The organism is Phenylobacterium sp. J367 (genome assembly GCF_024699985.1).
Lineage (GTDB): Bacteria > Pseudomonadota > Alphaproteobacteria > Caulobacterales > Caulobacteraceae > Phenylobacterium.
The window spans coordinates 3,726,272-3,751,635 of sequence record NZ_JAJONA010000001.1; the positions used below are offsets into that span (position 1 = coordinate 3,726,272).

Annotated in this window: 19 protein-coding genes and 1 pseudogene; 10 read left to right on the forward strand and 10 right to left on the reverse strand. The window is 67.3% G+C overall.

The window, feature by feature from the left end; all coding sequences use genetic code 11:
* Nucleotide 1: 1 nt before the first annotated feature.
* Complete coding sequence (locus LRS04_RS19905) at nucleotides 2-982, reverse strand: HlyD family secretion protein (protein ID WP_257817812.1); 981 nt, start codon at nucleotides 980-982, stop codon at nucleotides 2-4.
* A gap of 346 nt (nucleotides 983-1,328) precedes the next feature.
* Between LRS04_RS19905 and LRS04_RS19910 the strand changes: the two genes are divergently transcribed.
* A complete protein-coding gene (locus LRS04_RS19910) occupies nucleotides 1,329-1,718 on the forward strand; it encodes a MarR family winged helix-turn-helix transcriptional regulator (RefSeq protein WP_257817813.1) in 390 nt (129 codons plus the stop codon).
* Between the two features lie 510 nt (nucleotides 1,719-2,228).
* On the opposite strand, the gene LRS04_RS19915 is transcribed toward LRS04_RS19910, so the two are convergent.
* On the reverse strand, nucleotides 2,229-2,873 hold the full coding sequence (locus LRS04_RS19915; RefSeq protein ID WP_257817814.1) for a sensor histidine kinase: 645 nt from the start codon (nucleotides 2,871-2,873) through the stop codon (nucleotides 2,229-2,231).
* A 555-nt stretch (nucleotides 2,874-3,428) separates the two neighbouring features.
* Here LRS04_RS19915 and LRS04_RS19920 point away from each other — a divergent pair.
* Entirely contained in the window at nucleotides 3,429-3,920 is a 492-nt protein-coding gene (locus tag LRS04_RS19920; RefSeq protein ID WP_257817815.1) for an Hsp20/alpha crystallin family protein, read from the forward strand.
* Here the strand turns inward: LRS04_RS19920 and LRS04_RS19925 are convergent.
* From LRS04_RS19925 to LRS04_RS19945, 5 genes and pseudogenes are all read right to left on the reverse strand, one after another.
* Complete coding sequence (locus LRS04_RS19925; protein WP_257817816.1) at nucleotides 3,864-5,687, reverse strand: AarF/ABC1/UbiB kinase family protein; 1,824 nt, start codon at nucleotides 5,685-5,687, stop codon at nucleotides 3,864-3,866. The genes LRS04_RS19920 and LRS04_RS19925 overlap by 57 nt on opposite strands.
* 26 nt (nucleotides 5,688-5,713) lie before the next feature.
* On the reverse strand, nucleotides 5,714-6,913 hold the full coding sequence (locus tag LRS04_RS19930; protein ID WP_257817817.1) for an IS256 family transposase: 1,200 nt from the start codon (nucleotides 6,911-6,913) through the stop codon (nucleotides 5,714-5,716).
* A 795-nt stretch (nucleotides 6,914-7,708) separates the two neighbouring features.
* Nucleotides 7,709-9,109 (reverse strand): efflux transporter outer membrane subunit, encoded by a 1,401-nt coding sequence (locus tag LRS04_RS19935; protein ID WP_257817818.1) that lies wholly within the window; start codon nucleotides 9,107-9,109, stop codon nucleotides 7,709-7,711.
* A pseudogene (locus tag LRS04_RS19940) lies at nucleotides 9,106-12,284 on the reverse strand (efflux RND transporter permease subunit). Before LRS04_RS19940 ends, LRS04_RS19935 begins: the two are co-directional and overlap by 4 nt.
* Nucleotides 12,285-12,294: 10 nt before the next feature.
* Nucleotides 12,295-13,308, reverse strand: coding sequence for an efflux RND transporter periplasmic adaptor subunit (locus LRS04_RS19945; protein ID WP_257817819.1), 1,014 nt, complete (start codon nucleotides 13,306-13,308; stop codon nucleotides 12,295-12,297).
* A 245-nt stretch (nucleotides 13,309-13,553) separates the two neighbouring features.
* On the opposite strand from LRS04_RS19945, the gene LRS04_RS19950 reads away from it, so the two are divergent.
* Nucleotides 13,554-14,123 (forward strand): TetR/AcrR family transcriptional regulator, encoded by a 570-nt coding sequence (locus LRS04_RS19950; RefSeq protein WP_257819199.1) that lies wholly within the window; start codon nucleotides 13,554-13,556, stop codon nucleotides 14,121-14,123.
* 592 nt (nucleotides 14,124-14,715) lie between these two features.
* Here the strand turns inward: LRS04_RS19950 and LRS04_RS19955 are convergent.
* Nucleotides 14,716-17,397 (reverse strand): TonB-dependent receptor, encoded by a 2,682-nt coding sequence (locus tag LRS04_RS19955; RefSeq protein ID WP_257817820.1) that lies wholly within the window; start codon nucleotides 17,395-17,397, stop codon nucleotides 14,716-14,718.
* Nucleotides 17,398-17,918: 521 nt separating this feature from the next.
* The gene (locus LRS04_RS28340; protein WP_374576609.1) at nucleotides 17,919-18,302 is read right to left on the reverse strand and encodes a MarR family winged helix-turn-helix transcriptional regulator; all 384 of its coding nucleotides are present in this window, start codon (nucleotides 18,300-18,302) and stop codon (nucleotides 17,919-17,921) included.
* Nucleotides 18,303-18,553: 251 nt separating this feature from the next.
* Between LRS04_RS28340 and LRS04_RS19960 the strand changes: the two genes are divergently transcribed.
* Both LRS04_RS19960 and LRS04_RS19965 read left to right on the forward strand, forming a co-directional pair.
* Nucleotides 18,554-18,823, forward strand: coding sequence for an Lrp/AsnC family transcriptional regulator (locus LRS04_RS19960; RefSeq protein WP_257817821.1), 270 nt, complete (start codon nucleotides 18,554-18,556; stop codon nucleotides 18,821-18,823).
* 5 nt (nucleotides 18,824-18,828) lie between these two features.
* Complete coding sequence (locus tag LRS04_RS19965; protein WP_257817822.1) at nucleotides 18,829-19,407, forward strand: hypothetical protein; 579 nt, start codon at nucleotides 18,829-18,831, stop codon at nucleotides 19,405-19,407.
* Nucleotides 19,408-19,733: 326 nt separating this feature from the next.
* Here LRS04_RS19965 and LRS04_RS19970 read toward each other — a convergent pair whose 3' ends face one another.
* Complete coding sequence (locus tag LRS04_RS19970) at nucleotides 19,734-20,240, reverse strand: hypothetical protein (protein WP_257817823.1); 507 nt, start codon at nucleotides 20,238-20,240, stop codon at nucleotides 19,734-19,736.
* Nucleotides 20,241-21,656: 1,416 nt separating this feature from the next.
* Between LRS04_RS19970 and LRS04_RS19975 the strand changes: the two genes are divergently transcribed.
* From LRS04_RS19975 to LRS04_RS19995, 5 genes are all read left to right on the forward strand, one after another.
* On the forward strand, nucleotides 21,657-22,028 hold the full coding sequence (locus LRS04_RS19975) for an STAS/SEC14 domain-containing protein (protein ID WP_257817824.1): 372 nt from the start codon (nucleotides 21,657-21,659) through the stop codon (nucleotides 22,026-22,028).
* Nucleotides 22,029-22,225: 197 nt separating this feature from the next.
* The gene (locus tag LRS04_RS19980; protein WP_257817825.1) at nucleotides 22,226-22,657 is read left to right on the forward strand and encodes a MarR family transcriptional regulator; all 432 of its coding nucleotides are present in this window, start codon (nucleotides 22,226-22,228) and stop codon (nucleotides 22,655-22,657) included.
* A gap of 6 nt (nucleotides 22,658-22,663) precedes the next feature.
* Entirely contained in the window at nucleotides 22,664-23,491 is an 828-nt protein-coding gene (locus LRS04_RS19985) for an HlyD family secretion protein (protein ID WP_257817826.1), read from the forward strand.
* Nucleotides 23,492-23,608: 117 nt separating this feature from the next.
* Nucleotides 23,609-23,785 (forward strand): hypothetical protein, encoded by a 177-nt coding sequence (locus tag LRS04_RS19990; RefSeq protein ID WP_257817827.1) that lies wholly within the window; start codon nucleotides 23,609-23,611, stop codon nucleotides 23,783-23,785.
* A gap of 46 nt (nucleotides 23,786-23,831) precedes the next feature.
* A complete protein-coding gene (locus tag LRS04_RS19995; protein WP_257817828.1) occupies nucleotides 23,832-25,346 on the forward strand; it encodes a DHA2 family efflux MFS transporter permease subunit in 1,515 nt (504 codons plus the stop codon).
* Nucleotides 25,347-25,364 lie beyond the last annotated feature (18 nt).

The window sequence follows — 25,364 nt, forward strand, 5'->3', positions numbered from 1 at the left end:
TTTAGCGCTCCCGGCTCGCAGCCTGCCGAATCCGCTCCAGTTCGCCCTTCGCCGAGCGTGTGTCGACGATGACTTCGACCGACATCCCGGGGACCAGGAGCCGCCGCACCTCCGGCCGCGCCTCGATCGCGATCCGAACAGGCACGCGCTGGACGATCTTGGTGAAGTTGCCGGTCGCGTTCTGCGGCGGCAGCACGGAGAATTGCGCGCCTGTCCCGGGAGCAAAGCTGGCGACCCGTCCCGTCAGCTCGACGCCCGGCAGCGCATCGACTTCGATGCTCACCGGCTGACCGACCCGCATGAGCCCGAGCTGCGTCTCCTTGAAATTCGCCTCGATGAACAACCGGTCCACCGGAACCAGGGTCATCAGCCGCGTGCCGGGCTGCACGAATTCGCCGACCCTGACCGCAAGATCACCGACCCGCCCGTCAATCGCCGCCCTAAGTGAGGTCGACTCGACGGTGACGCGGGCCGCCGCGAGTTGCGCGCGTGCGGCCGCGGCCTGCGACTGGGCCTGGCGCACCTGAGCGCGGAGGGTATTGACACGGCGTTGCGCCGCCAGAAGCGCCGCCTGCGCGGCATCGACCCGTTCCCGCGCCTGGTGCGCCTGGGTCTCGAACTGCGCCAGCCGCTCGCGAGGCTCTGCGCCGGACGCGGCGAGCGGCTGGTAGCGCGCGACCTGCTGCCCGGCGAACGCGGCCTCAGCACGCGCGGCGCCTAGCTGCGCCTGCGCCTGCGCAATCGCCGCCTGCTGCTCAGCAATCTGGGACCGCGCAGTTTCCGCCGCGGCGGCCGCCGCATCGATCTGGCTGGTAATCTGCTCGGCCTGGGCGCGGTATTCGCGCGGATCGAGCTCCGCGAGCGGCTGGCCCTTCCTGACCGCCTGGTTTTCCGTAACGAACACGCGCTCGACATATCCAGCGATCTTTGGCGCCACGACAACCGAGTCTGCCGACACATAGGCGTTGTCGGTGCTTTGCAAGTATCTGCCTCGTCTCTGGTAATCCGAATACCAGAGGGCTCCAGAAATCAGGACGGCAATTGCGCCAAGGAGCAACGCAAGCCGAACCCGCCCGGACTTGAGCGGGGAACCCCGACGCCCCTCCGTCCTTTCACCATTCTCCACGGCGCCCGCTGAATGATCCGCCATCCCTGGCCACCCATTGGTTGAAAGGCGCGGCCCTTGCCACACATCGCCAGAAGTGGCAATCGCATAACATATGGAACCGAATAAAGAGGAGCTGCGCACGGTCGCGACGAGGTTTGGATGGGCGTGGTACAGGATGCGACGGCTAATCGACACGCACCTCTCCGCCCATGGCGCGTCGATGGCGCGCCTGAAGCTGCTCGCGTTCCTTGCAGAAGAGCCGCGCCGCTCGACCGATATCGCGGGCTTTTTCGATCAGGCGCCTCGAACGGTGACCCAGGCGATCGATTGGCTGGAGCAGAACGGCCTGGCCAGCCGCTCTCCGGTCGAAGGAGACCGTAGAGCGAAGATGGTTCAGATAACTGACGCCGGTAGGAAGATGCTGGAGCAGGGGCTGCCGCTCTACGACGAGGTCGTCGGTCAGACCTTCGGCAGCTTGTCGACCGGAGAGCTAGAAGCGCTTAAGAAGGCGATTTCGCACCTAGACCATATCGTGAGTGGCCTCGAACAGCAGGCGGGTATCCGCAGAACTCGCGCCGGCGCGTCTGGCAAAGGGGGCGCACAGTTCTGACTGAGCACCTTCGCCTCCATCAGCTCTGAGGCGCCGCCCGCTGAAGGGGCGGGGAGCGGATCGTTCGGATCTGGTTCTCTTCGGCCTCCATGGTCTCAATCGCCGCTGATCGGCGGAGTATCGGGCGCCGCGACGCGAGGGACCGGTCCGTCCGGCAAGCCGAGCGCGCGGCGAGGCCATCGACGAAGCGCCGCACTCGAGGCGGCCTTCCCTTGCGAGGCTTGTCTGCGCAAGGCGCGGGGATCACCGTCCGGGATGCGCCTTCAGATGGCCGCAACGACGGACGCACGGCCGAAACCCTCCTACTGAGGGCTCCGGACTTTGTGCTCTGGGTGCTTCGCACCAGCCCGACCGTCGTCTTGCCGGCGTTCCCGCGACCTTATGGCAGCCTTCGACGCCCGTGCGCTGGAACGCGCCTGCCAAGCCTGCGGCGCTAACGCGAGCGGGCGGCGGCCCCGCCCGAGCGCACGAACTCTACTTCTTCTGCGGAGACTGCGCCGGTCGCTGCGGCTAGGGCTCGCTGGAAACGGTCGAGCCGATCAACTCCTGGGCGGGGAGTTCGATCGTGCAGGTCACGCCCGAATTGTGGAGGTGGCGACGCAGCGAGCCGGCAAGTTGCCCTTCGATCAGGCGACGCAGGAGCCTGGAGCCGAAACTCTCTATCCCGGCCCCCTGCACCGCGGGTCCGTCCGACTCCCGCCACTCCAGCACGACATGGCCCCGCTGGATTCGCCAACTCACGTCCAGGCGGCCGGTCGGCACCGACAGTGCGCCGTACTTCAGTGCGTTCGTGGCGAGCTCGTTGAGCGCGAGGCCGAGCGCCAGAGCGCGCTCGCCTCGCAAGGTGACCGCCGGGCCCGAAACCTTGATCCGTCCAGGCAGCTCGACGCCGTAGGGTTCGAGTTCGGCGTCGATCAGCTCCTGCAGGGTGATGCGGTCCTGGCGCGCTAGCTTGCGGTCCAACAGGTCGTGCGCCCGGGCGAGGGCGGCGATGCGCGCCGAGAGCGCGCGGGCCTGGTCCGGCGGCAGGGTCAGGCTCGCGAGCGCCTGAGTGGCGGTGTAGGCGTTCTTCACCCGATGGCGCAGTTCGTCTCGGGCGAGTTCCGCCTCCTCCAGAGCTTTCGACAACGCCGCCACGAGGCGGACCTGCTCCATCGCCGTGGCCGTGGCGCGCGCCAGGGCCTCAAGGGTTTCGACGACGGCTGAAGACATTGCGCCAAACCAGACGGAGCGGGGCGGGAGCGCGAAGGATTTCTCAGCCGCCCGCGGCCGGGCCTCGAACTGACGATGCCTGATCCTACATCATAGCCACACGCGGCGCAGCCCATAATCCGGTAACCTGAGGTCTGGCAGGCGGGGGTGCCGGCGGCGTTGCGCAGGGCGCCCACGGCGATGCGGGCGGGACACTGCGCATCGCGCACCAGGTCCACCTTCGGCCGCCGATAGTTGAGCCGGGCGACGCGCTCCAGGCGGTAGCGGCCACATCTCAATCACAAGACGGGATGGAACCTGCTGAGGCGTCCTCGTATGGGCGCGCGGCCGAGACTATGGCCACTTTGAACTCGGCCCTCTCCGTTGTGCCCGCGGTGGTTGGCTTCTGCGCCGCAGAACTCATTGAGCTGTGGTCCGAGGTCAGGCGGTGAGCCGCCTTGAATCCGCCGCCATTGCAGCCATGGTCTTGAGCTAGCGAAATGTTTCCAGGAGCTGGCGATGATCGGTGATGTGTCCCTTACGTTGGGCCGGCGGGTGTCTTCAGCCCGGCTGGAATACGTCAGCCTCATCGGCCGGGGCCTCGAAGGCGTTCGGCGCCGGCTCAAGGCGGGAGTGAGTTCCCCTGCGAACTTGCGTCCGCCCTTCAACGTCAGCCAGACCGTGGAGGCCGTCACCGTAGAATTCGACGTCCCGGGCCATGGCAGAGAGGGCCTGATCCTGGACGTGGGACCGCAGCGTTTGCGATTGCAGGCGGTCGGTCGTCCACGCCGCTCCGGTGGCATCGGAGCTCCCTTTGACTGCACCGTCAATCTGCCGGAAGCCGTCGATGCTGATCAGGTGAAGGCGACACTTGAGAATGGCGTGGTGGTGGTGGAAATGACCAAGGCCGCTTGGACGCGCGGCGACGCCAAGCGCGCCCCCGTGCGCCAAGCGTCAGTCCCGGTACAGACGGCGCAAGAAGGCGATCAGGCCGGCGCCCCCAAGGAGTAGAATTGCGACGCGCCCGACCGCTGCGAGTTGGTCGTCTTGCGCGACCGTGACTATCGCGACCGCGACAAGCAGGGCGGCGACAACGATCCCAAGCGCGATGCTGTCGCCGGCGCGTCTCACGGCGCGCGGCAAGTCGGTCAAGTCGGAGCTCGACACTTGCACGACAAGGCCGTCGCGGCTGACCCGTCCGATTCCACGCCGGAGCGCTTCGGGCGCCATCGCCAGGACCTGGTCCAGTTCCTTGAAGGTGCGGAACGCGCGGGCGGCCAGCGCCTTCGGTTCAAACCGGGCGGCGAACGCCCTGACGACCACGGGCGCGATCGCGGCGATAACATCTAGGTCTGGATCGAGCGTTCTCGCAAGGCCTTCGGCGATGCCCAGGGCGCGCAGCAAGAGCAGCAGGTCCGACGGCAGCGTCAGCGCGTTTTCGCGGGCGATCGTGATGAATTCGGAGATCGCCTCCGCAAGCCGGATCGGCCGGCCTGAGTCAGCGGCATAGCGCAGGAAGAACCTGTCGACAGCTTGCTCGAGCCCAGGCGGCGGGGCGCCCGAGCGCCCAGACCAGTCCATCAGCACATCGGACACCCCCCGGACATCCGCGTCGACCAGTGAGCCGAGAACGACGAGGACCTGCTCTCGCCGCTTCGCCGAGAGCCTTCCGACCGATCCGAAGTCCAGCAGAGCAAGTCTGCCATCTGGCGTAACCAGAACATTCCCGGGATGCGGATCTGCGTGGAACACGCCCTCCAGCAGGATCATGCTCAGCAGCCCCCGGGCTGCTTCGGGCGCCAGAGCGCGCGCCAAGGCGGGCTCGTCCTTGCGGAAGGCGCCGTTCGGGCTGCGACCACGGACGCGCGTGCTGACCATGGTCCTTTCCGTAGTGAATCGCTCATGAACAGGAGGCACGTGGAACGCGGTTCGCCGCTCGCGGATCTCCGACTGATTGCGGGCCTCGATCCGCAAATCGATCTCCTCCAGAAGCGCCTCGCTGAGTTCCGTCACGACGCGCACGGGCTGGTGGCGGCGCAGCGCGGGCGCGCGGCGCTCGACCACACGCGCGGCCGCCACGAGCAGCCGCAGATCGGCGCGCATGATCGCCTCGATCCCAGGCCTGCGGACTTTCACGACGACCTCTTCACCGGACCTAAGCCGCGCGGCATAGACCTGCGCGATCGAGGCCGCAGCGATCGGCGTCGAGGAGAATTCCGCGAAGATTTCGTCCGGTGAGCCGCCCAGATCGATCGCCAGCTGTTCGCGAATCCACTCGAAGGGCGCGGGCGAGACGTCTGCGTGAAGCCGGCTCAGCCGGTCCGTCAGCGCCGGCGGAAGCAGATCCGACCGCGTCGCCAGGATTTGGCCAAGCTTCACGAACGTGGGGCCGAGCTCCTCGAGGGCCGCGACTAAGCCTTCGTATGCCGCGCCCTCGGCGACCTCGTCTGGGGCTGCGCCGCGAAGCAGACCTAACCGCACCAAGACAGGTCGAGCACCGGTCCGAGCGAGGGTGCGGAGCACGGTCGCAAGACGGCGATAGTCGCTGGGAGAAAAGGTCAAGGGCGCCATGGGACGGGGATGATCGGATCGATCACATAACGCAAGGCTGGCCGCCGCGCCCGACCCCATCCACCGCTCAGGAATTGATCTGGTGAGCGAGTGCGAGAGATCGGAAAAATGATCCGGTTCATCATCGGCGGCCTGAGCCACTCCAACCGCGCTTGCCAATCGCCGATCGTGTCCCAAGCCGTGGTGTAGCTTCGGCGGTGTGATCACCGCGCTCTCCAGCTGGGCCGGACTTGTCAGGCGGCCACGGCGGGCAGGCTGACGAGGGCATCATCGCTGAGCAGTGCGAAGCTTTCCAGCGGCATGTAGCGGGAGCGCTGGACGGCCCATTCGTCGGACTGCTCGAGCAGGATGGCGCCGACCAGGCGGGCGAGCGCGGCCTCGTTCGGAAAGATGCCGACCACCTCGGTGCGGCGCTTGATCTCCCGGTTCACCCGCTCGATGGGATTGACCGAGTGGATCTTCACCCGGTGGGCGGCGGGGAAGCTCATGTAGGCCAGCACGTCGTCCTCGGCCCGCTCCATCAGCTCGGCGAGCTTCGACAGCTTGAGGCGCAATTGGTCGGGGACCCTGCGCCACTGGGCCTTTGCGGCCTCGGCGTCGTCCTGCGCGAAGGCGGTGGCCATCAGCGCCGAGACCACCCGCCGGCCGTTCTTGCCGGCGTGGGCCAGCGCATTCCGGGCGAAGTGCACGCGGCAGCGCTGATGAGTGGCGCTCAGCACCCGCGCGGCGGCCGCCTTCAGGCCCTCGTGCGCGTCGGAGATCACCAGCTTGACGCCGCGCAGGCCGCGGCGGGCCAGCTTGCGCAGGAACTCCGTCCAGAAGGTCTCCGCCTCGGACGGGCCGATGCCCATGCCGAGCACCTCTCTCCGGCCGTCGGTGTTGACGCCGACGGCGACGGTGACCGCCATCGAGACGACACGGCCGGCTTGGCGCACCTTCACGTAGGTGGCGTCGATCCACAGGTAGGGCCACTCGCCTTCGATCGGCCGCTCCAGGAAGGCCTGCACCCGCTCGTCGATCTCCTCGCACAGCCGGCTGACCTGGCTCTTGGAGATGCCGCTCATGTCCAAGGCCCGGACCAGGTCGTCCACCGAGCGGGTGGAGACGCCCTGGATGTAGGCCTCCTGGATCACTGCGGTCAGCGCCTTCTCGGCCAGCCGCCGCGGCTCGAGAAAGAACGGGAAGTAGCTGCCCTTCCGAAGTTTCGGGATCCGCAGCTCCACCGTGCCCGCCCGGGTCTCCCAATCCCGATCGCGATAGCCGTTGCGCTGGACCAGCCGCTCAGCGCTCTTCTCACCATGGCCCGCGCCGGTGAGCTGGCCCACCTCCAGCTCCATCAGCCGCTGGGCGGTGAAGCCGATCATCTCGCGCAGCAAATCGGCGTCGGCGCTCTTCTCCATCAGCCCGCGAAAGGCGATCATGTCGTCGGTCATCTTCGGTCTCCTGGTTTGGGGTTTGTGTCTGCAAACCCGACCCTAACCGAAGATCGCGGATGACCACCCCGCTACGCCGCTCGCTCCCTACGGCGCCTTGTAGGGGCGCGCTCCGCGAGCGGCTTCGCTACCGCCCAGCTACACCACGTCCGGGGACACCACCCAATCGCCGTCGGCGCTGTGCTCATGGAAGCCTGTCTCGGTGATGAAATGGAGCGGTCGCAGGTCCGCCGTCAGGGCCGCCCCGGGGGCTTGCGGTGTCAAGAGCGCCGCGGACAAACTGCAAGTGGGACCGCCCCCGCGCGAGCAATGCGGCGCGAAGGGCGCCTTCCACCTGATTCCGCACCGTCATCACGGCGCGCGCCGGGTGGCGCATCCAAGCTGCCTTCTTCCAGGGCGGCGTAGACGGCCGCCAGTGCGGCGTTGGCCGCCGGAACTTCAGGAGCCGGCATGTCGAGCCGCCACCATGGCGTTAGGGCATCAGCCCACATGCGCGTCCGACCTGCGCCGGCACTTTCTGCGTTGCGGCGAGTTCCCGGGCGTCCCGGTTGCGCCTCGAGGCCTTGATCCAACATCGCTGTTCAAAGGGTGGCCGCGACGCAGGTTATGCAGCGCGGTCGGAGAGAGGCCGAGCTTCGTCCAAACGTTCGCCATGGATATGACTTAGAGGCCGCGCTGCCTGGTGAACTCAACGGCGGCTGATGCCACCTCGCCGCTCTTCCGCCCGGGCTTCGGGCCGCGGGCCCCTGCGAGCCGCCGCGCACAAGGCGGGGGAGCGGCGGACTCTCCCGACGCCTACAGAGCCCTACGCTCCCAACCCCCGCCGAGCGCCTTGAAGAGCCTGATCTGGTTGGACGTCACAGCCGCTTCCGACAGGGCGAGCTGGGCTTCCAGGCCGGCCAATGTGCGTTCCGCATCGAGCACGGTGAGAAAGCTGTCGAGACCGGCCGCATGTCGCAAGCGGGCCAGGCGGACGGCCTCGGCGCTCTGGTCCCGCGCCCTGCGCAGGGCAGTTCGGCGATCGAGCTCGCGGCCGTAGGCGCTGAGCGCCGTCTCCGCCTCTTGGAGCGCGGTGAGCGTGGTCTGCTCGAACGTGGCGAGCGCGGCCTGAGTCGCGGCGTCGGCCTGAGCTATGCGGGCGCGGGCCACAGCGATGTTGGGGAAGCTCCAACTGATCAGCGGACCCACGCTGAACGACACCTGGTCGCCGAAGCCCCGCCCGCCGCCTCCGACGCTGCCGACGGACCCGCCGAGGGTGACCTGTGGATAGAGCGCCGCGGCAGCTACGCCGATCCGCGCCGTCGCCGCGGCGAGCCGGCGTTCGGCCTGACGCACGTCGGGGCGGCGAGCCAGGAGGGCGGCGCCGTCGCCGACCGGAAGCGCGGCGGTGATCTGCGGGATCGCCTGGCACGCGGCGGCCTCCGGCGACACCTGGGCCGGCGGACGACCCACCAGCACCGACAGGCGGAAAAGGGCGGCGTCGCGCTGGGCCTGCAGCGGCGGGATGGCGGCCCGCGCGGTTTCGGCCTGGGCCTGGGCGCGGGAAAGGTCAAGGCCAGTGCCGCGGCCAGCTTCCATCTGACGACGGGTCAGGCCGGCCGTCTCATCGGACAGCGCGAGGGTGCGCTGGGCCACGGCCAACTGGGCGCCGGCAGCGCAGGCGTCGGCGTACGCCCGGGCCGTCTCAGCGGCGACGGAGACACGGACCACGTCGAGGGCGGCCCGGGCGGCGTCGCGCTCGGCGCGGGCGGCCTCGATCGAGCGGCCGACGCGGCCGAAGAAGTCCACCTCGTAGGATACGTCCAGGCCGGTGGAGAGGGTGTCCGCCTCGACCATCCGGCCGGTGGCGTCGGGCTGGCGGCTGCGGGCGGCGGCGGCGCTCATCGTCGTGCCGGGGAGCCGGCCGGCCCGGGCCTCCGAGAGCGAGGCGCGGACCTGGGCGAGGTTGGCGGCGGCGACGGCCACATCGCGATTGTTGTCGAGGGCCTCGGCGATCAGGCCGTCCAGCGCGGGATCCTGGTACAGGCGCCACCAGTCGGCGGGCGGCTGGTCGGCGCTCACCGGAGCGACCGCGGTGCTGACGAAGCCGCCGCCGGTTCCGGGCGGGGCGACCGGCGCCTTGTAGTCAGGCCCGGTGGCGCAGGCAGTGAGGAGGACGGCCGCAGCGGCCGCGGTCGAGAGATTGCGGGCGCTCACGGGCGGCTCCCTTTAATTGCGGCTTGCGGCGCAGCTGCCTTGGGCGCCCGCTTCGGAAGCCTTTCGGCGAGCTTGCGGCAGACCACGTAGAAGACGGGGGTGAAGGCCAGCCCGAAGAATGTCACGCCCAGCATCCCGAAGAACACGGACGTGCCGAGCGCCTGGCGCATCTCCTGGCCTGGGCCGGTGGCCAGCATCAGCGGCACGACGCCCAGGATGAAGGCGAAGGAGGTCATCAGGATCGGCCGCAGGCGCGTCCGGGCGGCGGTGACCGCCGCCTGGAAACGGTTCTGTCTGTCCCGCTCCTCGGCCTGTTTGGCGAACTCGACGATGAGGATGGCGTTCTTCGCGGCCAGCGCCACGAGCACCACCATGCCGACCTGGGTCAGGATGTTGTTGTCCATGCCCCGGAGGCTTACGCCCACGAGCGCCGCCAGGATGCACATGGGCACGATCAGGATCACTGCCAGCGGCAGGGTGAAGGCCTCGTACTGGGCGGCCAGCACCAGGAACACCAGAACCACGGCCATGACGAACACGAGGGCGCCGGAGTTGCCGGCGGCCTTCTCCTGGAAGGCCAGTTCGGTCCACTCGTAGCCCATGCCCTGGGGCAGGGTTCGGTCGGCAAGCTGCTCCATGGTTCCGAGGGCTTCCCCCGAGGAGACGCCGGAGGCGGCCGAACCGATCACCTCCGCTGCAGGGAAGAGGTTGAAGCGGACCACACGAGTGGGGCCAGTGTCGTCCAGAAGCTGCGCCACCGATCCGACGGGGACCATCTCGCCGCCGGCGGAGCGGACCCGCAAGTCGGCGATATCTGCCTTCTCGTCCCGGCCGGAGGGCTCGGCCTGGGCGGTCACCCGGAAGGTGCGGCCACCGAGGGTGAAGTCGTTGACGTAGGTCGAGCCCAGGTAGGTTCCGAGGGTGTCGAATATGGCCTGCGGCTGGACGCCCATCATCAGCGCCCGGTCGCGGTCCACATCGGCGGAGACGCGCGGCGCGCCAGTGTTGAACTGGTTGAACACCCCCTGGACCTCCGGCGTGCCGGAAGCGGCGCCCATCAAGCCATTGGCCGCCTGTTCGAGCTCCCGGTAACCCAGCCCCGAGCGGTCTTGGACCATCAGCTTGAAGCCGCCGCCGTTGCCCAGGCCCTGCACGGGCGGGGGGGACAGGACGAAGATGTTGGCCTCCTCGACGGCGCCCAGCTTGCCCATGATCGCGCCCGCGACGGCGTCGGCTCCCAGCGCGGAGCCACGCTCTTGCCAGTCCTTCAGGCGGATGAACATGGTTGCGGCGTTCGACGCGTTGGAGAAGCTCGCCCCGTCCAGGCCGGCCATGGCGGCGACCGTCTCGACGCCAGGCATCTGGGCGACCTCGGCGGCAGCCTGCCGAACAATAGCGTCGGTGCGCTCCAGGGAGGCGCCCGGCGGCAGCTGGACGACGCCGATCAGCACGCCCTGGTCCTGCTGCGGGATGAACCCCGTGGGCGTGGCGATGAGACGCCAGCCGGTGACGGTCAGCAGGCCGCCGTAGACGACCAGCACGATCACACTGGCGCGAAGCAGGCGGGCGGTCATGCGACCGTACCGTTCGGAGAGCGCGTCGAAGGACTGGTTGAACCAATCCCCGGCGCGCTGCAGGGGGCGCAGCCAGCGCGGACCGTGGTGCCCTTCGCGGTGCGGCTTCAGCAGCAGTGCGGCGAGGGCCGGGGACAGCGTCAGCGAAATCAGCAGCGAAATGGTCGCCGCCGCGGCGATCGTCACCGCGAACTGGCGGTAGAACTCGCCCGGAATGCCGGGCACGAAGGCAGTGGGCACGAAGACCGCCAGCAGCACGAGGCCAATGGCGACAACGGCGCCGCTCACCTCGTCCATGGTGCGGTACGCGGCCTCGCGAGGGGAGAGGCCCTCGCGCATGTTCCGCTCCACATTCTCCACGACGACGATGGCGTCGTCGACGACGATTCCGACGGCGAGCACGAGCGCAAACAGAGACAGCGAGTTGATCGCGTAGCCGAGCGCGAGCTGCACGGCGAAGGTGCCGACCAACGCGACAGGGATCGCGAGGATGGGGATGATCGCCGCCCGCCAGGTCTGCAAAAAGACCACGATCACCAGAACCACGAGGATGACCGCCTCGAGCAGGGTATGCTGCACCGCCTCGACAGACGCCTGGACGTACTCCGTGGGATTGTAGGGGATCGTATAGGCGACGCCGGGCGGGAAGTCGGCCTTGGCCGCTTCAACCGCGTTCAACACGCCGGCGGCGGTGGAAAGTGCGTTGGAGCCGGGCTGCTGGATGACCGCGACGCCGATGCCGCGCTCGCCGCCGAAATAGCCGCGGACGCTGTAGTCCTGCGAGCCCAGCTCAACACGGGCGACGTCGCGGACGCGGATGACGCGGCCCTCGGCGTCGGTGCGGATGACCACGTTCGCGAACTCCTCGGGCGTGCCGAGGCGGCCCTGGACCTCCACCGGGAGCTGGGTGGCCACGCCGCGATCGGCCGGGGCCTGACCGAGCGCTCCGCCCGAAGCCTGGACGTTCTGCGCCTGCAGCGCGGCGACGATCTCCTGCGAGGTCAAATTGCGGGCGGCGGCTTTCTGCGGGTCGATCCAGATCCGCATGGAGTAGAAGCCGCCGCCGAACAGCTGCACGCCGCCAACGCCGGGCACCCGCAGCAGCCGGTCGCGCAAGGTGGAGTTGGCGTAGTTGCCGACGAAATCGACATCCACGGCCGGATCCTTGGAGGTCAGTGCGATCAGCATCAGGAAGCCGGTCTGCTGCTTGTTCACGGTGACGCCGATCTGGCGGACCTGGGCGGGCAGACGGGGCTCGGCGAGCGCCACGCGATTCTGAACGAGCACCTGGGCCGAATCGAGATCCGTCCCTGGTTCAAAGGTCACCGTCAGCTGGACTGTGCCGTTGGAAGACGACGAGGTCATGTAGAGCATGCCTTCGACGCCGTTGATCTCCTGCTCCAGGGGGCGGCGACGGTCTCGGCGAGCGTCTCGGCTGAGGCCCCCGGGTAATTCGCCATCACCGACACCGTCGGCGGGGCGATTTCCGGGTACTGGGCGAGCGGCAGCTGCGGCAGGGCGAACAGGCCGAGCAGGGCCACGAACACCGAGATCACGCCGGCGAAGATCGGCCGGTCGATGAAGAAGCGGGAGAACTTCATGTGGGACGGCCTAGCGGAGGATGGAGCCGGTGGAGGCCGGCGCCGCATTGGGCGCGGGGCGCGGGGCGGCGGCCTGGGGCTGGCGGCTGATGGCGACGTTGCGGGCCTGGATCTTTTGTCCCGGCCGGACGCGCTGGACCCCATTGACCACCACGCGGTCGTCGGGACGCAGACCGGCGCGGATCACCCGCAGGCCGTCGATCACCGGGCCGAGCGTCAGCGGTCGGCTCTGCGGGGCGCCGTCGGGGGCCACCACATAGGCCACCTTGCGCGGTCCGTCGGCGACGATGGCGGTCTCCGGGATGAGCAGGGCCTCGTAGGCGCCCGCGCCGGCCATCCTGGCTGCGCCGTACATGCCGGCCTTCAGGAAGCCTTTGGGGTTGCGCATCAGGGCGCGGACGCGGGTGGAGCCCGATTGCGGGTCGACGGTGTTGTCGAGGAAGTCGACGGTCCCTTCCCAGCGATATTCCGCCTCGTCCTGCAGGCGCACCTGCACGGGCGCGGGGGTCACGCCGCCGGCCTGCCGCTGGAGCTTCAGCAGCTGCGCCTCGGAGGCGTCGAAGATGAAATGGATTGGGTCGGCGGAGACAATGGTGGTGAGCACGTCGCCCGCCGATGTGCCGCCGGCGATGAGATTGCCGGGATCCACCCTCCGGGCCGAGACCCGCCCGGCGGTGGGTGCGGTGACGCGGGTGAACTCGACATCCAGCTGCCGGGCGCGCAGCGTGGCGTCCGCCACGGCGGCCGCCGAGCGGCGGCTCTCGTACTCCTCCTGGGAGATCGCCTTGGCCGCCAGCAGGCTCTCGGCGCGCTTCAGCTCGGTGCGGGCCTGCCCGGCTTGGGCCTGAGCGGCGGCGAGCTGCGCCTGGGCCGGGCGAGGATCGAGGGTGAAGAGCAGCTGGCCCTTGCGCACCACCTCGCCGTCACGGAAGTGGACGGCCTGAAGATAGCCGCCGGTCCGAGCGCGGACGTCGACCTGCTGCACCGCCTCGAACCGGCCGGTGAAGTCGTCCCAGTCGCGCACCGTGGCCTTCAGCGGGCGCCGCCACAGAAACGACCGGCGCGGCGGCGACGGGCGGTCCTTCCTTCCGTCCGCAGCCAACAAGCGCCAAGCTCGCCAGCGCCATCAGCGCGAGCGTTCGGAAGGTTTGCATCGGTCTCTGTCCCTCGAGCGCGCTGGGGAGGCGCGGGTCAGTCAGTCAACGGTCGGTGACTTATGGGCGCCATCGGTGTAAGTCAACGGGCGTGGACATTGGCGGAGGAACTTCCATGAGGCAGGCTGAGGGCCCGACCCGCGCCCGCAACGCCGTGGCCACACGGAGCGCTATCCTTTCGGCGGCGCGGTCGCGCTTTGCGGAGGAAGGCTACGACGCCGCTAGTGTGCGCGGCATCGCGGGCGAAGCGGGCGTCGATCCGGCGTTGGTGCTGCGCTACTTCGGCTCGAAGGAGGAGTTGCTCGCCGCGGTACTTGCCGAGAGCGGCTCGGTTCGAGACCTCCTGGAGGGCCCGCGCGAGGATTTCGGCGCCCGGGCCGCCCGGATGCTGCTTCTCGATCCCGTAGAGGATCATAAGCTGGCGGTGCTGCAGATCATCCTGCGCTCGGCGTCGTCCGCCAGGGCCGGGCCGCTGGTTCGGCGGAACACTCAGGAACGGTTCTACGAACCGATAGAGGCTTGGCTGGGTGGGCCGGATGCGCAGATCCGGGCCCGCGCGGTAGGGGCGATCATCATGGGCGCTGCCCTGTCCCGGGCGATCGACAACAACGGCCTCGAAGACGAAGCGGATCGCCTGGGCCTGGCCGGCCGCCTCGCAGAAACGCTGCAGCTGGCGATCGAGTGAGATCGGATCGCCGTGAGTTGAATCTCAGAGCCACGACCGTTCGCTTCGAAGCCAGCGATCAGAGATGGATCAGCGGAGGCTCGGTTGGTGGTCGCTGACCTGCCCAGCGGCCGCCGGCTCCAAGATCCTTCCGCCGGGTCTGGTCACCAGCGGACGGGAAGCTCTGGCAGTTGCGCGCCTCGCGCAGACCGCCGAACACCGACCGCGGCCGCAGATCTCCGCGGCGCGGCGCCTCCGACGCGGTGGCCCCGGCCAGCGCCCCGAACATGACTTCCGCCTCGACATGAACCCAGCACGTTCGTCGGCCGCTGGCGAGTGATCCGCTCCAGCCGGCGAACAAGGAAGTTTCGGGTCACACCTAGGGTCACCTCCACTTCGTGGATCTCGTCCCATCGAGATCACCGGTGTCACGGATTCGAATTCAGGCCCAGCCGGCGCGCCCGAAGCGCCGCTTGCCGCATCTGGGGTGCAAAGCGAAGGACTGGTTGGACGGTTTGGCCTGGATGCAATGGTCGGCTCGTCGGGCGCGTGGCCCGAACCGGGCCGGTCAGCGGGGGCGGCGGGATAGGGCCGCCCCCACCTGAAGCGGCCGTCAGAAGAACCGATACTGCAGCTCGATCCCGTAGGTTCGGGGCGGCGTGAGCGGATAGCTCGTTGCAACCCCCTGAGTGACAGGAATGATTGTGGAGCCGCCGGCCGTGGCGGAACCGACGTAGCCGGCTCGCCGCGCCGCCGTTGCGCCGCCCTCATACCCCACCTCGTCGAAGATATTCTTGGCGAAGAGGATGACGGTGTAGCGCTCGTTGGCAGGCGTCCAGGTCACGCGCGCGTCAACCTGTTCCCAGGAAGGTGAGCGCGAGTAGGCGCGGTTGAAGATCGATCCGTATTGAGCGTCACGCCAGGTGTAGCTGGCCGAAGCCGTCAGCGAAGCGGCCTCGAACAGCCAAGTGTAGTTCACATTCAACGCGACCTTGTGCTTTGGCGCGTTGGGCAGCTTCTGACCCTTGAGGTCCTGGCCGAGCTGGAACCCGCCCCCCGTGAGCGCGGTGAACACGTCGGCCGGGCAATTGTCCGCGGCCGACGGGGTCGCCTGGCGGGCCACGCAGTCCGCGATTGAACCCAGCGGGGTTGCATCCGGGTCGAGTGCGGCCGGGTCCGCGGGGTCGACCACCCCGCTGGCTCGTCTGATCTCGGAGTTCAGATAGGAATAGTTGAAGAGTATCTGCAGATTATCCAACGGCTGCCAGATGGTCTCCAGCTCAACGCCCATCGAGATAGCTTTGGGCACGTTGTAGAACACCGACTGGGCCTGGGTGACACCTCCGGCGGTGTCGATGATCGTTAGCGGGATTTGCGCATTCTTGTACTCATAGTGGAACAGCGCAATGTTGGTCTGCAGGTTGCGCCCGAAGGTCTTCTTGAGACCCACCTCGATGTCGTCCAGATATTCCGCCTTCGTATAGGGGTTGGCGGTAAGCGCCGTATCGACGCCGATGCGGAAGCCGCCCGCCTTGTAGCCGCGGCTGTAGCGGACATAGGCGGTCGTGGCGGGATCTGGCTCCCACTGAAGCGTGACGTTGCCGGTAAGCGCGTCCCAATCGGCGTCGTACTCCCGCCGAGCGCGACCTGTGGCCGGGTCAAATGTGAAGTCTTGCGACACGCCTTTCGGTGGCGTGGCTCCGGGGATGAACAGCGCCTGGGTGAGGTCGATCGCCGGCGTGAAGGGCCCGGTCTGCTCCGGCGTCAGCCCGGGCGTGCAGGCGAAGAAGGCGAAGCACAGGACGCGCGCCTCCTCCGAGCCCGACTTCTCGTCGAGCGAGTATCGTCCGCCGACCGTCAGCTTCCAGGCATCGGTGAACTCATAGTCCACCTGAGCGTAGACCGCCTTCGACTGGATATGGAACTTGGGCTCGTCATAGCTCCGCTGCAACAGCGGGTTTGGCGGGCATGCGTTGCCGAAGCGGGGGCAGCTCACGCCCAAGGGGGCGGCGATCTGTGGCTGAAGAAACAGGTACGTGGACGTGGGCTGCTCAAAGTGCTCGTTCCAGGAGTAGACGCCGGCGAGCCACTGTAGCGGTCCCTCGTGGGTCGAACTGAGGGTGAGCTCGTGGCTCCACCACTCCTCGATCTCCTGGTAATTGTAGACCTGTTGCGGGAAGACCCGAAGGCCGCCGGCCAACGTATAGCTCTGCACGGGCGCCACGGTGTCGTCCGGCGGCCGATTGAGCGTGTAGTGATAGCGCGCGCCACCGGTGGTGTACTTCACGTCGAAGCTGGGCGCGTGCCAGATCCATTCGCTGGCAAAGATCCAGGTGCCGTCCAACTTGACCTGATAGGGTATGACCGAAGCGATCTTCCGAGGGTCGCGGTCAGCCGGGTTCTCGCAGCCGAGAGGCGAGGGGTTGACCACGTTCGTGACCCGGCCGCTGCAGCCATAACCCGGCTCCTGGGACGTTGCGCCGTTGGCCACCTCAAAGCTGGCGTAGGGGCCCGGCGTGAACGTGCCGCGGGCGCCGGGCCCGCCAGAGCCGTTGCGCCATTGGATCCAGGTGAGCTTGGTCCAGCCTTCGAAATTGTCGTTGAAGTCGAATTTCAGCTGGCCCTCGACGATGTTGGTGTCGATCACGTTGCCCTCATCGGGCTGCCCGGGCACGATGTTGTCGTACCAGCCTTCCGTCTGCTTTTCCCAATTGGCGGCGAGTCGGAATTTCACGCCGGGAATGGTCGTTGGGCCGGAAACGGCGCCCTCGAGCACGTGACGATTGTAGTTCGCATAGGTCGCCCTGACCTCGGCGTAAGGCTCATCCGTAGGTCGCTTGGACACCAGGTTGATCGCCCCCGCGATGGCATTGCGCCCGTACAGCGTCGCTTGTGGCCCCCGCAGCACCTCGATCCGCTCCACGAACAGCGGTGTCTTGCCGGCTTCCACCGTCGAGGTGGTGTAAATTCCATCTGAATAAACCGAAACGGATGGATCGGCCGCGTGTACGTTCGTCGTTCGTCCCACCCCGCGAAGACTGACCCGATCCAATTGGCTGGAATATTGCAGTCCGGGCGTGAAGTTGGTTAGGTCGAAAACCGTCGATATGCCGAGCTGGTCGCGCTTCTCAGATGTGAATGCTGAAATCGCGACGGGAACGTCCTGTAGACTTTGCTCTCGGCGCTCAGCGGTGACCACGAGTTCTTCGATCGTGTTTGCCTGTTGTGCGCGCGCCTCGTGAGCCACCATCACGCCGACTGCGGCGACTGTGGCCATCAACTGCCTTTTCGACATCTATTCCTCCCCACAACCGCGAATTGATCCCGGTTAATATTGTATGGGACATCCTTTGTCGGTCTCAGCGCCACGTCAAGAGCGAGACCATTGTTCGCCGATCCTGCCGCTTAGGTCATACCGCTGGCCGCGCCCAGCTTGACCCCTGCCGCTTGTATCTGACATTACTATCTGACTTGCTGCGCACCGTTCTTCCCCGCAGCAGCCCCTTGACCGCGCTCTCTGGGCGCGGTCAATTTTTGCGGCCGCTGATGCGGCGCTAGGCGGCGTGGGATTGGCGTGTTGCCGAACTCTGGACTTCGAGTTCTCGGAGGCGCGCTACCTTGAGGCGCACCTCTGGGCCTGCGCGGGTGGGCCTACGTGGAGTCGAGGCAACTGCGGCGACGTCGCACTGTCCTGAGCGGAAGTCGCCGCAAGGATGGCGTCAGCGATCGAGTTCGAAACTGAGGTTCGACCTCATGCGATCGAGAAGTCGAAGCAGGGTGATCTGTTCCTCACGGCTGATGCCTTGAAAGGTGATCTCACGAAGCCAGTGCGCCGCCGCTATCATCTGCGGGAGGACTGAGGGGGGCGTCTTCTCCCGCAACCACGATCCACTCCCGCTGGTCCGAGGGCGAGCGTTGGCGGCTTACCAGGCGCAGGCCTTCCAGCGCTCGCACGAGCTGCCCGAGCGGAGCGCGCTCGAGCTCGAGCCGTCTTGCAAGTTCTGACTGTGACAACCCTTGATTTTCAAGCACGTAGACCAGCACGCGCCATTGAGGGCGAGTAAGGCCAAGATCCCGGACCCGTCGATCGAACCCCTTCCGCATCAGGCGGGTCACGTCACCGAGCAGGAAGCCCGCGCCTTCGACCTGGGCGGCGTACGCCGACTCGCCCCTCGGGTGTTGTTTCTGCCGTGACGTCATCTTTCCGCGGGTGTCTCCAGGGATTCGGCGCCACCTTCGCCGAAGGAAGGAACTCGCGCAAACGGCTTGCGACCGCTTCGCATGGCTGCTGCTTTCCAGCACAGGTTACTGGCCGCGCAAGAGATTGTCGGCAAGGGAGCGCCGGCGCCAGCGAGACGAGGACTGCCGCAGCCCCCCGGGGTGAACTCGAGCGCGAAAGGGCGTGCATGACGGACACACTATGCGTCTTGAGCATCACGATTGGGTTCCTAATGGACCAGGTCAACGCCCGTCGTGGCCTGAGCCTGACCGATGCGGTGGTCCTGGCCACGCTCACACAGGCCAACTCAGGCGCCTGGATGCCCGATTCGGGTCACCAGTCAGCCTTCGTCACCTACGACGCCTCGCCGCCCGACGACCTGCTGCGGCCGATCAGCATCAACGCCATTTCGCAGAGCCTCGGGCTTCCGTTCGAAACGGTCCGTCGCCGGGTGCGGCGGCTTGCTCAGCTCGGCCTTTGCCGCAACGCCCCCGGGGGATAGTGGTGATGCCCGCAGCGCGTGTCGGCTTCCCGGGACATCATCGCGAACTCGAAGCAGGATATGCAGCGCTATCGGCGCTTCACGCCGCCCTCGCTCAAGCGGGCGTCGTGTTTGAGGCGCCAGCGCCTCGCCAAGGCGAGGCCTCCCCGGTACGCGCCGCCGCCCGTCTCTGGTCCGAGTACCTCTTGCGCGTTGTGGTGCTCGCGCTTGCGGCGTTCGGAGACGTGGTCAGTGCGGCAATCTGGTTTGAGGTCTTTCGATCGAACACCGAACTCGATTGCCGGACCGCGTGCCTGGGAGCCGAAGTGGACCGGCAGCCCGTGACGGCTTCGCAGGCCGCCCGGCGGCTGCGCTTACCGATAGAAACGACGCGCCGCCGCCTGTGGGACCTTGCCGAAATGGGCAGTTGCGTGCGGGCTCGTCGGGGGTTTGTCGTGCCGGACGCCGCGCTCGAGCGGGGCGCGGTCATCCAACTGGCCGCTCAGAACCTCCTCGACCTCCAGCGGATGTACCTGCGCCTCGCCGCCGTTGAACGTCAGCCGGCGCTGCGAGCGATGGGGTCGTTAGGCGCTGGCCGTGACTAGGGGTGACCGGCGGCCCTTGAGAGCGAGGACGGCAGGTTCTGGCAGGTCGGAGTCCTTGAGGGGCCGGCGCGGGCGCCGCGCCGAACTGGACCGATAGGCGCCCACGTTGAAGACCTCGAGCGCGTCTGCTCAGGAGCGCCGACCGCTCGCGAGAGCTGGCATCGCTGAGCGTTGGTGGGCGGTCAGCCGGCCCCCCTCTCATTCGCCCATCCGACGAGCCCGGGCTGAGCCTGCCCGCTCCCCCCATCCATTGAACCCGCACCCACGGCGCCACGGAGTAGTCATCCACGTCCGAGGTCGTGCGCCGCTCGGAGCCGTCACGCAGATCAAAACGTCCGTTCGGCCGGCGCCAATCCGAGGCAGATCAGCTCGGCCACGTTATCTGCCTCGCGGTCTGGGTCTTGGATCGCCTCCTGCCAGAGCCCGGACGGGAGAGAACTGCAAAGGGCCAGCCAGAAGCGGGGCGCCAACTGATGGTGCCGCTCCCGCAGTTCGCCTGCGCCGACGCCGTCGATCAAGCGCGGCCGTAATAGCATCCAAAGGCCCGCCCACTGTAGTCGCCGTCGGGCTTCGCTATGGCCGTCCGCTCCGCTCAGCGCTGCGATCGGACTTAGCGGCTGCACGTCGGGGCTGAAATAACTGAGCGCCGTCGCCCGGACAAAGCGTCCGACGCCCGCAGCCGTCACAGGCCCAGGCGCAAGGGTGGCGTCCTGCACGTGTAGGAAGATCGTGAGGGTGCGGGAGTGGCAGGCGGACACGAGATGGTCCCGTTCGCCGAAGTAGAGGCCAAGCGTGTGGGAGCTCACCTTCAGAAATGCGGCGATCTCCTCCATGGGAGCCTGGGGGGCGCCGGTTCAACAGGTAAGACGCGCTGGCGAGGATTGCGTCCCGGCTACCTGCCTCAAGTGGCTGGAAGCGCTGGTGCCGATTTCTCTCACCTGTCGGCGACGTTCCGCGATTGCCGACGCAGCCGTACGTGATCAGGTCCTGCAGAGCTTCGATTGTCCGACGCCTTCCTGCACCGGTTAGTGGGGTTGGGCCGACGAGCGGCGCGAACAACGTGAGGCCGAGCACGACCCTTGCAGCCACCCCGGAGTCGCAGGCGCGCACTTCTCCGGAGCGAATTCCCGCGTCCACGACCGACGCGACCTCGGCGATTACCGGCCGCAGAACGTCCTCGTGGCGGAAGAGGTAGGATCTCTCCAGGTCGTAGCAGGTCGGCATGGTTGGGATCGAGGGCGGCTCCAATGAAGCCGTGGAGCGTCTTCAACGCGCGTCCGTGGCGCCGCATTGCCGCCTTGAGCCCGGCAACAAGAATGTCAGCGCTGGGGACGCCGCCGCCATCCCTGTCGGTCAGCCGGCGAATGCCGCTCATCGCGAAAGTCTCCGCTTCTGCTGACCGGCCGTCCTGTTCAGCCAATCCACTGTGGCGCCGGGTCCCGAAGATGGACGAATGGTACAGCATTAAAGCAGCTGGGGGACGGTTGGACCGGGCCAAGCCCAAGCGAGCGCCTTGGATTCGTGAAATCCGCAGCGTCAGCGCCGACGCCGCGCGTCCTCGGAAGCCGGCATAGCCCAACTTCCGTTGTCGCAAGCCCGGTCGAGCAATGAGCAGCCAGTCGCCGAACGAACCCCCTAGCCGTGACGAAGTTTCGCAGCACCAGCGCCAGATAGGGCGGCAGGGCGAGCTGCAACTTGCGCAACCCATCTTTTGACGTTGCCCGAAAGCTTGCGCCGCTCGCGAGCGACCTGACGCGAGAGCGAACCAGCCCTGCGCCGGGCGAGGCCGGCAAGCTGCTAGCCGTGCTGAGAATATTGGCGCTGTCGTCTCCCGACCTGGTTGGCAAGATCGAAAAGGCGGCGCAGACGGGTTCGATCAGGATTGGAATCGCACCAAGGAATCTAGAGCGTCTACGTGGCGTCGTGCGCGGGAATTGGGCGGGTTCACAGCTCGGTCCGGCTGCGCTCGGCGGCTCTTCGGCAATCGTTTATTCCTCCGAGCCGACTTGGAGTTCTGGCGACGCCCTGCGTTGGCCTCGCCGTCGCCCAGCCGATGACCCGGCGCCTTCGGGTTCAACCCCACGACGCCCCTGCACGCGCGGGCCGCCGACAATGTCGACGAGGCTGCGATGGGAGGGGGCTTCGATGCTGAGACGTTGTTGCAACTGGGGCGGAGGGCTACAGGGCAGAGCAGCCTGCATCCGCGCGCAAGCCGCGGCGGATGTGACGGTGCACCGTGGGTGAGAGAAATGCCGAAGAGTCAGCGGATTTGGGTCGAGCTCAGCGGCGAGATCATTGTTGCAAGAATCCGAGGGGCGTTGACCGCCGAGGATGTGACCGAACTCCAGTCACAAGTCATGCTTCTCCTGTCGGAAAGCGGCCGATCACGGGTGCTGTATGACGCCCTCGAGATGGAACCTCCGGACGTCGATTTGACCCTCGCGCAGCAGCCGAACAGTGAAGAGCTCCGGAGACGCGGCGTCCGCGCAGCGCTCCTGGTTCCGAATACGCGACTGGCCTACATCGCCCGGCTGGCATTTGGGGAGGGCAATTTTCGGGTGATCTACAACGACTTGGCAGAAGCCATTCGCTGGCTTGCCGACGACGGCCGGCTGGCTTAGCCGGAGCGACATCGACGCGGCGCGCCTTGTCGCCATTCCCGGGTTCAGGTCTCAAGGGGCTACAGCAGGGGCGGGCGCGCGCCGCGTGGGATGCGCCTGTCAGCAAGCGCCGGCTTCAGCGGCGACGATTGGGCGCCGGATTGCCGCACCCGGTTGCGGCGCGATAGTTAGCATGCCAACTACTGGCCATGCAGCGAGTGCATCTGACTGACCCTCACTCCGAGTTGTCCCGTCGACTGGCCTTCATCCACCGGCGCTGGCGCGCCCGCCTGGACGAGCGTCTCCGAAGAACCGGGCTGACGCAAAGTCGCTGGCAGCTGCTGCTTGTCCTGTCGAAGGCAGACGGCGGCCTCCTCCAGCGCGAGCTCGCGGAGCGCGTGGGGATCGAGGCGTCCACGCTGGTGCGTCAGCTCGACGCCCTGCAACGCGACGGGCTGATCTTCCGTGAGGCGGTCGCCGGAGATCGACGCGCCAAGCTCGTACAGCTCGCACCAGGGGCCCAGCCCGTGTTGGACCACATCACGGAGGTCGCCGACGCGCTGCGGGAGGAAATTCTGCACGGGATCCCGAAGGACGATCTCGGCACGACCGTATCTGTCCTTCGCCGCATCAGTGAGCGTCTGGAGTAGGTTGAGATGTCCGGAGAAAGCCAAACAGATGTCGGCGCCGCCAAGGCGAGGCCCCGTGCAGCAAGGCGCAAGATCGCCCTGGCCAGCGTCCTCGCCGCTGCCGCCGTCGTTTGCGCCGGCGGCTTTATCCATGCGCGGGGGCAGCACGTCTACGCCAACGACGCGCGGATCGCATCCGACGTCGTGGCGCTGGCGAGCGAAGCGGCCGGTCGTGTGGTGGAATTGAAGGTCCGCCCGGGGGACGCGGTGCGCGCCGGGCAGGTATTGGTGCGGCTCGAACCCCGCGACGCCGAGTTCGCCCTGCAGGAGATCGAGGCCAACATCGCCGCACTCGAGGCTCAGAAGGCACAGCTGCGCGCCCAGCAGGCGGCGATCAACTCGCGCGTCGGACGCGCCGTCGAGGTCTCCAATGCTGGAGTGCTGCAGGCCGAAGCAGGGCTCGCAGCTGCGCAGGCGGACCTCAAGCTGGCCCGCAGCGCCTTCGGCCGAACGCAGACGCTGTACAGCAAGGGACTGCTCGCCAGGAGTCGGCTCGAGGAAGACCAGGCGCGCCTGACGGCCGCCGAAAAGGCCGTCGACCGAGCAAGGGCCGCAGTCGATGCGGCTCGGGGGGACGTCTACGTCACGGCCTCCGGGCGGGATGACGCTGACGTCCTGAATGAACAGATCGCAGCTCTCGACGCGCAACGCGCCGGTCTCCTCGCTAAGAGAGCGCAGCAATCGCTGGACCTCTCGCGGCGAGAGATCGTGGCGGCATTCGACGGCGTGATAGACCAGACGTTCGTCGATGCGGGCGAGTTCGTCACGCCGGGCCCGGATCCTGATGTACCATAATCCCGGGAACGTCTGGGTCGATGCGAACGTCAAGGAAACGGAATTCCGAAAGCTCGCGGTGGGGCCCAGGCGACGGTAAAGGTCGATGCCTACCCTGGCCGCAAGTTCAAAGCTCGGGTGCAGCGGATCGGCGGAGCCGCGACCAGTCAATTCGCCCTGCTGCCCAATCCGAACCCCAGCGGCAACTTCACGAAGGTCACCCAGCGCCTGCCGGTGCGACTTGTTCTGGAAGAGGCGAATAGCTTCCTACGGCCTGGCATGATGGTTGAGGTCAACATCAATGCGGTCGACTAGCGAGCTCTTCGAACGCTACGGACCTGGCTATCGCTGGCTGGCGACGGTGACCGCGATGGTCTCCGCCGTGGCCGTTGTATTGTCGTCGACCATCGTCAACGTCGCCGTGCCGGCCATCATGGGCGAATTCGGCATGAGCGCGACGGAGGTTCAGTGGCTGTCCACTGGCTTTCTCGCCGCCATGACGGTGACCATGCTGATGACCGCCTGGTGCGAACGCGCCATTGGGCAGCGGGCGACCATGGTCGGAGCGCTGGGCCTCTTCCTCTTCGGCTCCATCCTCGGAGGGCTCGCGCCGGACCAGAATGTGCTGGTGGTCAGCCGCGTGCTGCAGGGCCTTGCCGCCGGTGTGGTCCAGCCGCTCGCCATGGTGACGATGTTTCAGGTCTTCCCTCCGGAACGGCGCGGGGCTGCCATGGGCATCTTCGGGATCGGCGTCGTGCTTGCGCCGGCGCTTGGTCCCTGGGTCGGCGGCCTCCTCATGGACAGCTTCAATTGGCGGTTCCTGTTCTACCTCGGGATCCCGTTCGGCCTCGGCGGAATGGCCTTGGCGCACTTGTTCTTGCCGGTCCGCGATCCCCTTGCTGCGAGGCCGAAGCTCGACTGGCAGGCTATGATCATCCTTTCCGTGTTCCTGCTGGCGCTTCTGCAGGGCATATCCTCGGGCCAGCGGGCGGGCTGGGAATCCAATCCCGTGCTGGGATGCTTCGCCCTCTCGCTGGCCGCCGGAGCGGCGTTCCTGTGGCGGGAGCTGACAGCGCGCGATCCGCTGTTGGACTTGCGTCTCTTCCGAAATGGGCCCTTCGCAGCGGCGTCCGTGGTCAGCTTTGTGCTCGGCGCCGGGCTCTTTGGCTCGACCTACCTTCTTCCGGTCTTCGTGCAGCAGATCCAGGGCTACACGCCGACGCAGGCCGGCTTGCTGCTGATGCCCGCAGGTTTCGCGCTCGTCGTGGTCTTCCCGTTGGCTGGCGCGCTCAGCGACAAGCTTTCGACGGGCCTCCTGATTGGTTTCGGGCTGGCCGTGTTCGCCTACTCGTCATGGCTGACATCTCACGTGACGGCCGGTACGGCGTTCTGGACGCTGGCTTGGTGGACGGTGATCAGCCGGATCGGGATGGGCGCGGTCTTTCCGTCCCTCAGCGCCGCTTCGTTGAAGGTCCTGCCGCCGCACCTGCTGGCCCAGGGCTCCGGCGCCATGAACTTCACGCGCCAACTCGGGGGCGCGCTGGGCACTGGCCTGCTTTCCGTCCTCCTGGAGCGGCGAACGATTCTTCATGGCGAGGCTTTCGCAGCGACTCAGACGCCCGACAACGTCGCGACTGCAGAATACCTGGGGCAGGCGAGCCGGATCATGGCCGAGCTTGGCCTGTCCGGTCCCGAGCAAGGGGCGGCGGCTGGATGGCTGCTGGGACAAACCGTCTATGCTCAGTCATCCGCAGCGGCGTTCCGAGACGGCTTCCTGCTCACCGCCATCGCGTTCGTCGCGGCGATCATTCCGACGATCATACTGCAGCGGGCGATCAGCTCGGCAGGTCGAAGTCGTCTTGCCTCCGACCGCTAGGACTAGCAAGCCGGGTGA

What these genes read in the sequence shown, in the direction of transcription:
- LRS04_RS19910 (WP_257817813.1), top strand. Translation starts at nt 1,329, where the DNA reads ATGGCGCGCCTGAAGCTGCTCGCGTTCCTTGCAGAAGAGCCGCGCCGC.
- LRS04_RS19915 (WP_257817814.1), bottom strand. Translation starts at nt 2,873, where the DNA reads ATGGAGCAGGTCCGCCTCGTGGCGGCGTTGTCGAAAGCTCTGGAGGAG.
- LRS04_RS19920 (WP_257817815.1), top strand. Translation starts at nt 3,429, where the DNA reads ATGATCGGTGATGTGTCCCTTACGTTGGGCCGGCGGGTGTCTTCAGCC.
- LRS04_RS19930 (WP_257817817.1), bottom strand. Translation starts at nt 6,913, where the DNA reads ATGACCGACGACATGATCGCCTTTCGCGGGCTGATGGAGAAGAGCGCC.
- LRS04_RS19950 (WP_257819199.1), top strand. Translation starts at nt 13,554, where the DNA reads ATGAGGCAGGCTGAGGGCCCGACCCGCGCCCGCAACGCCGTGGCCACA.
- LRS04_RS19955 (WP_257817820.1), bottom strand. Translation starts at nt 17,397, where the DNA reads ATGTCGAAAAGGCAGTTGATGGCCACAGTCGCCGCAGTCGGCGTGATG.
- LRS04_RS28340 (WP_374576609.1), bottom strand. Translation starts at nt 18,302, where the DNA reads ATGACGTCACGGCAGAAACAACACCCGAGGGGCGAGTCGGCGTACGCC.
- LRS04_RS19960 (WP_257817821.1), top strand. Translation starts at nt 18,554, where the DNA reads ATGGACCAGGTCAACGCCCGTCGTGGCCTGAGCCTGACCGATGCGGTG.
- LRS04_RS19965 (WP_257817822.1), top strand. Translation starts at nt 18,829, where the DNA reads ATGCCCGCAGCGCGTGTCGGCTTCCCGGGACATCATCGCGAACTCGAA.
- LRS04_RS19970 (WP_257817823.1), bottom strand. Translation starts at nt 20,240, where the DNA reads ATGGAGGAGATCGCCGCATTTCTGAAGGTGAGCTCCCACACGCTTGGC.
- LRS04_RS19975 (WP_257817824.1), top strand. Translation starts at nt 21,657, where the DNA reads ATGCCGAAGAGTCAGCGGATTTGGGTCGAGCTCAGCGGCGAGATCATT.
- LRS04_RS19985 (WP_257817826.1), top strand. Translation starts at nt 22,664, where the DNA reads ATGTCCGGAGAAAGCCAAACAGATGTCGGCGCCGCCAAGGCGAGGCCC.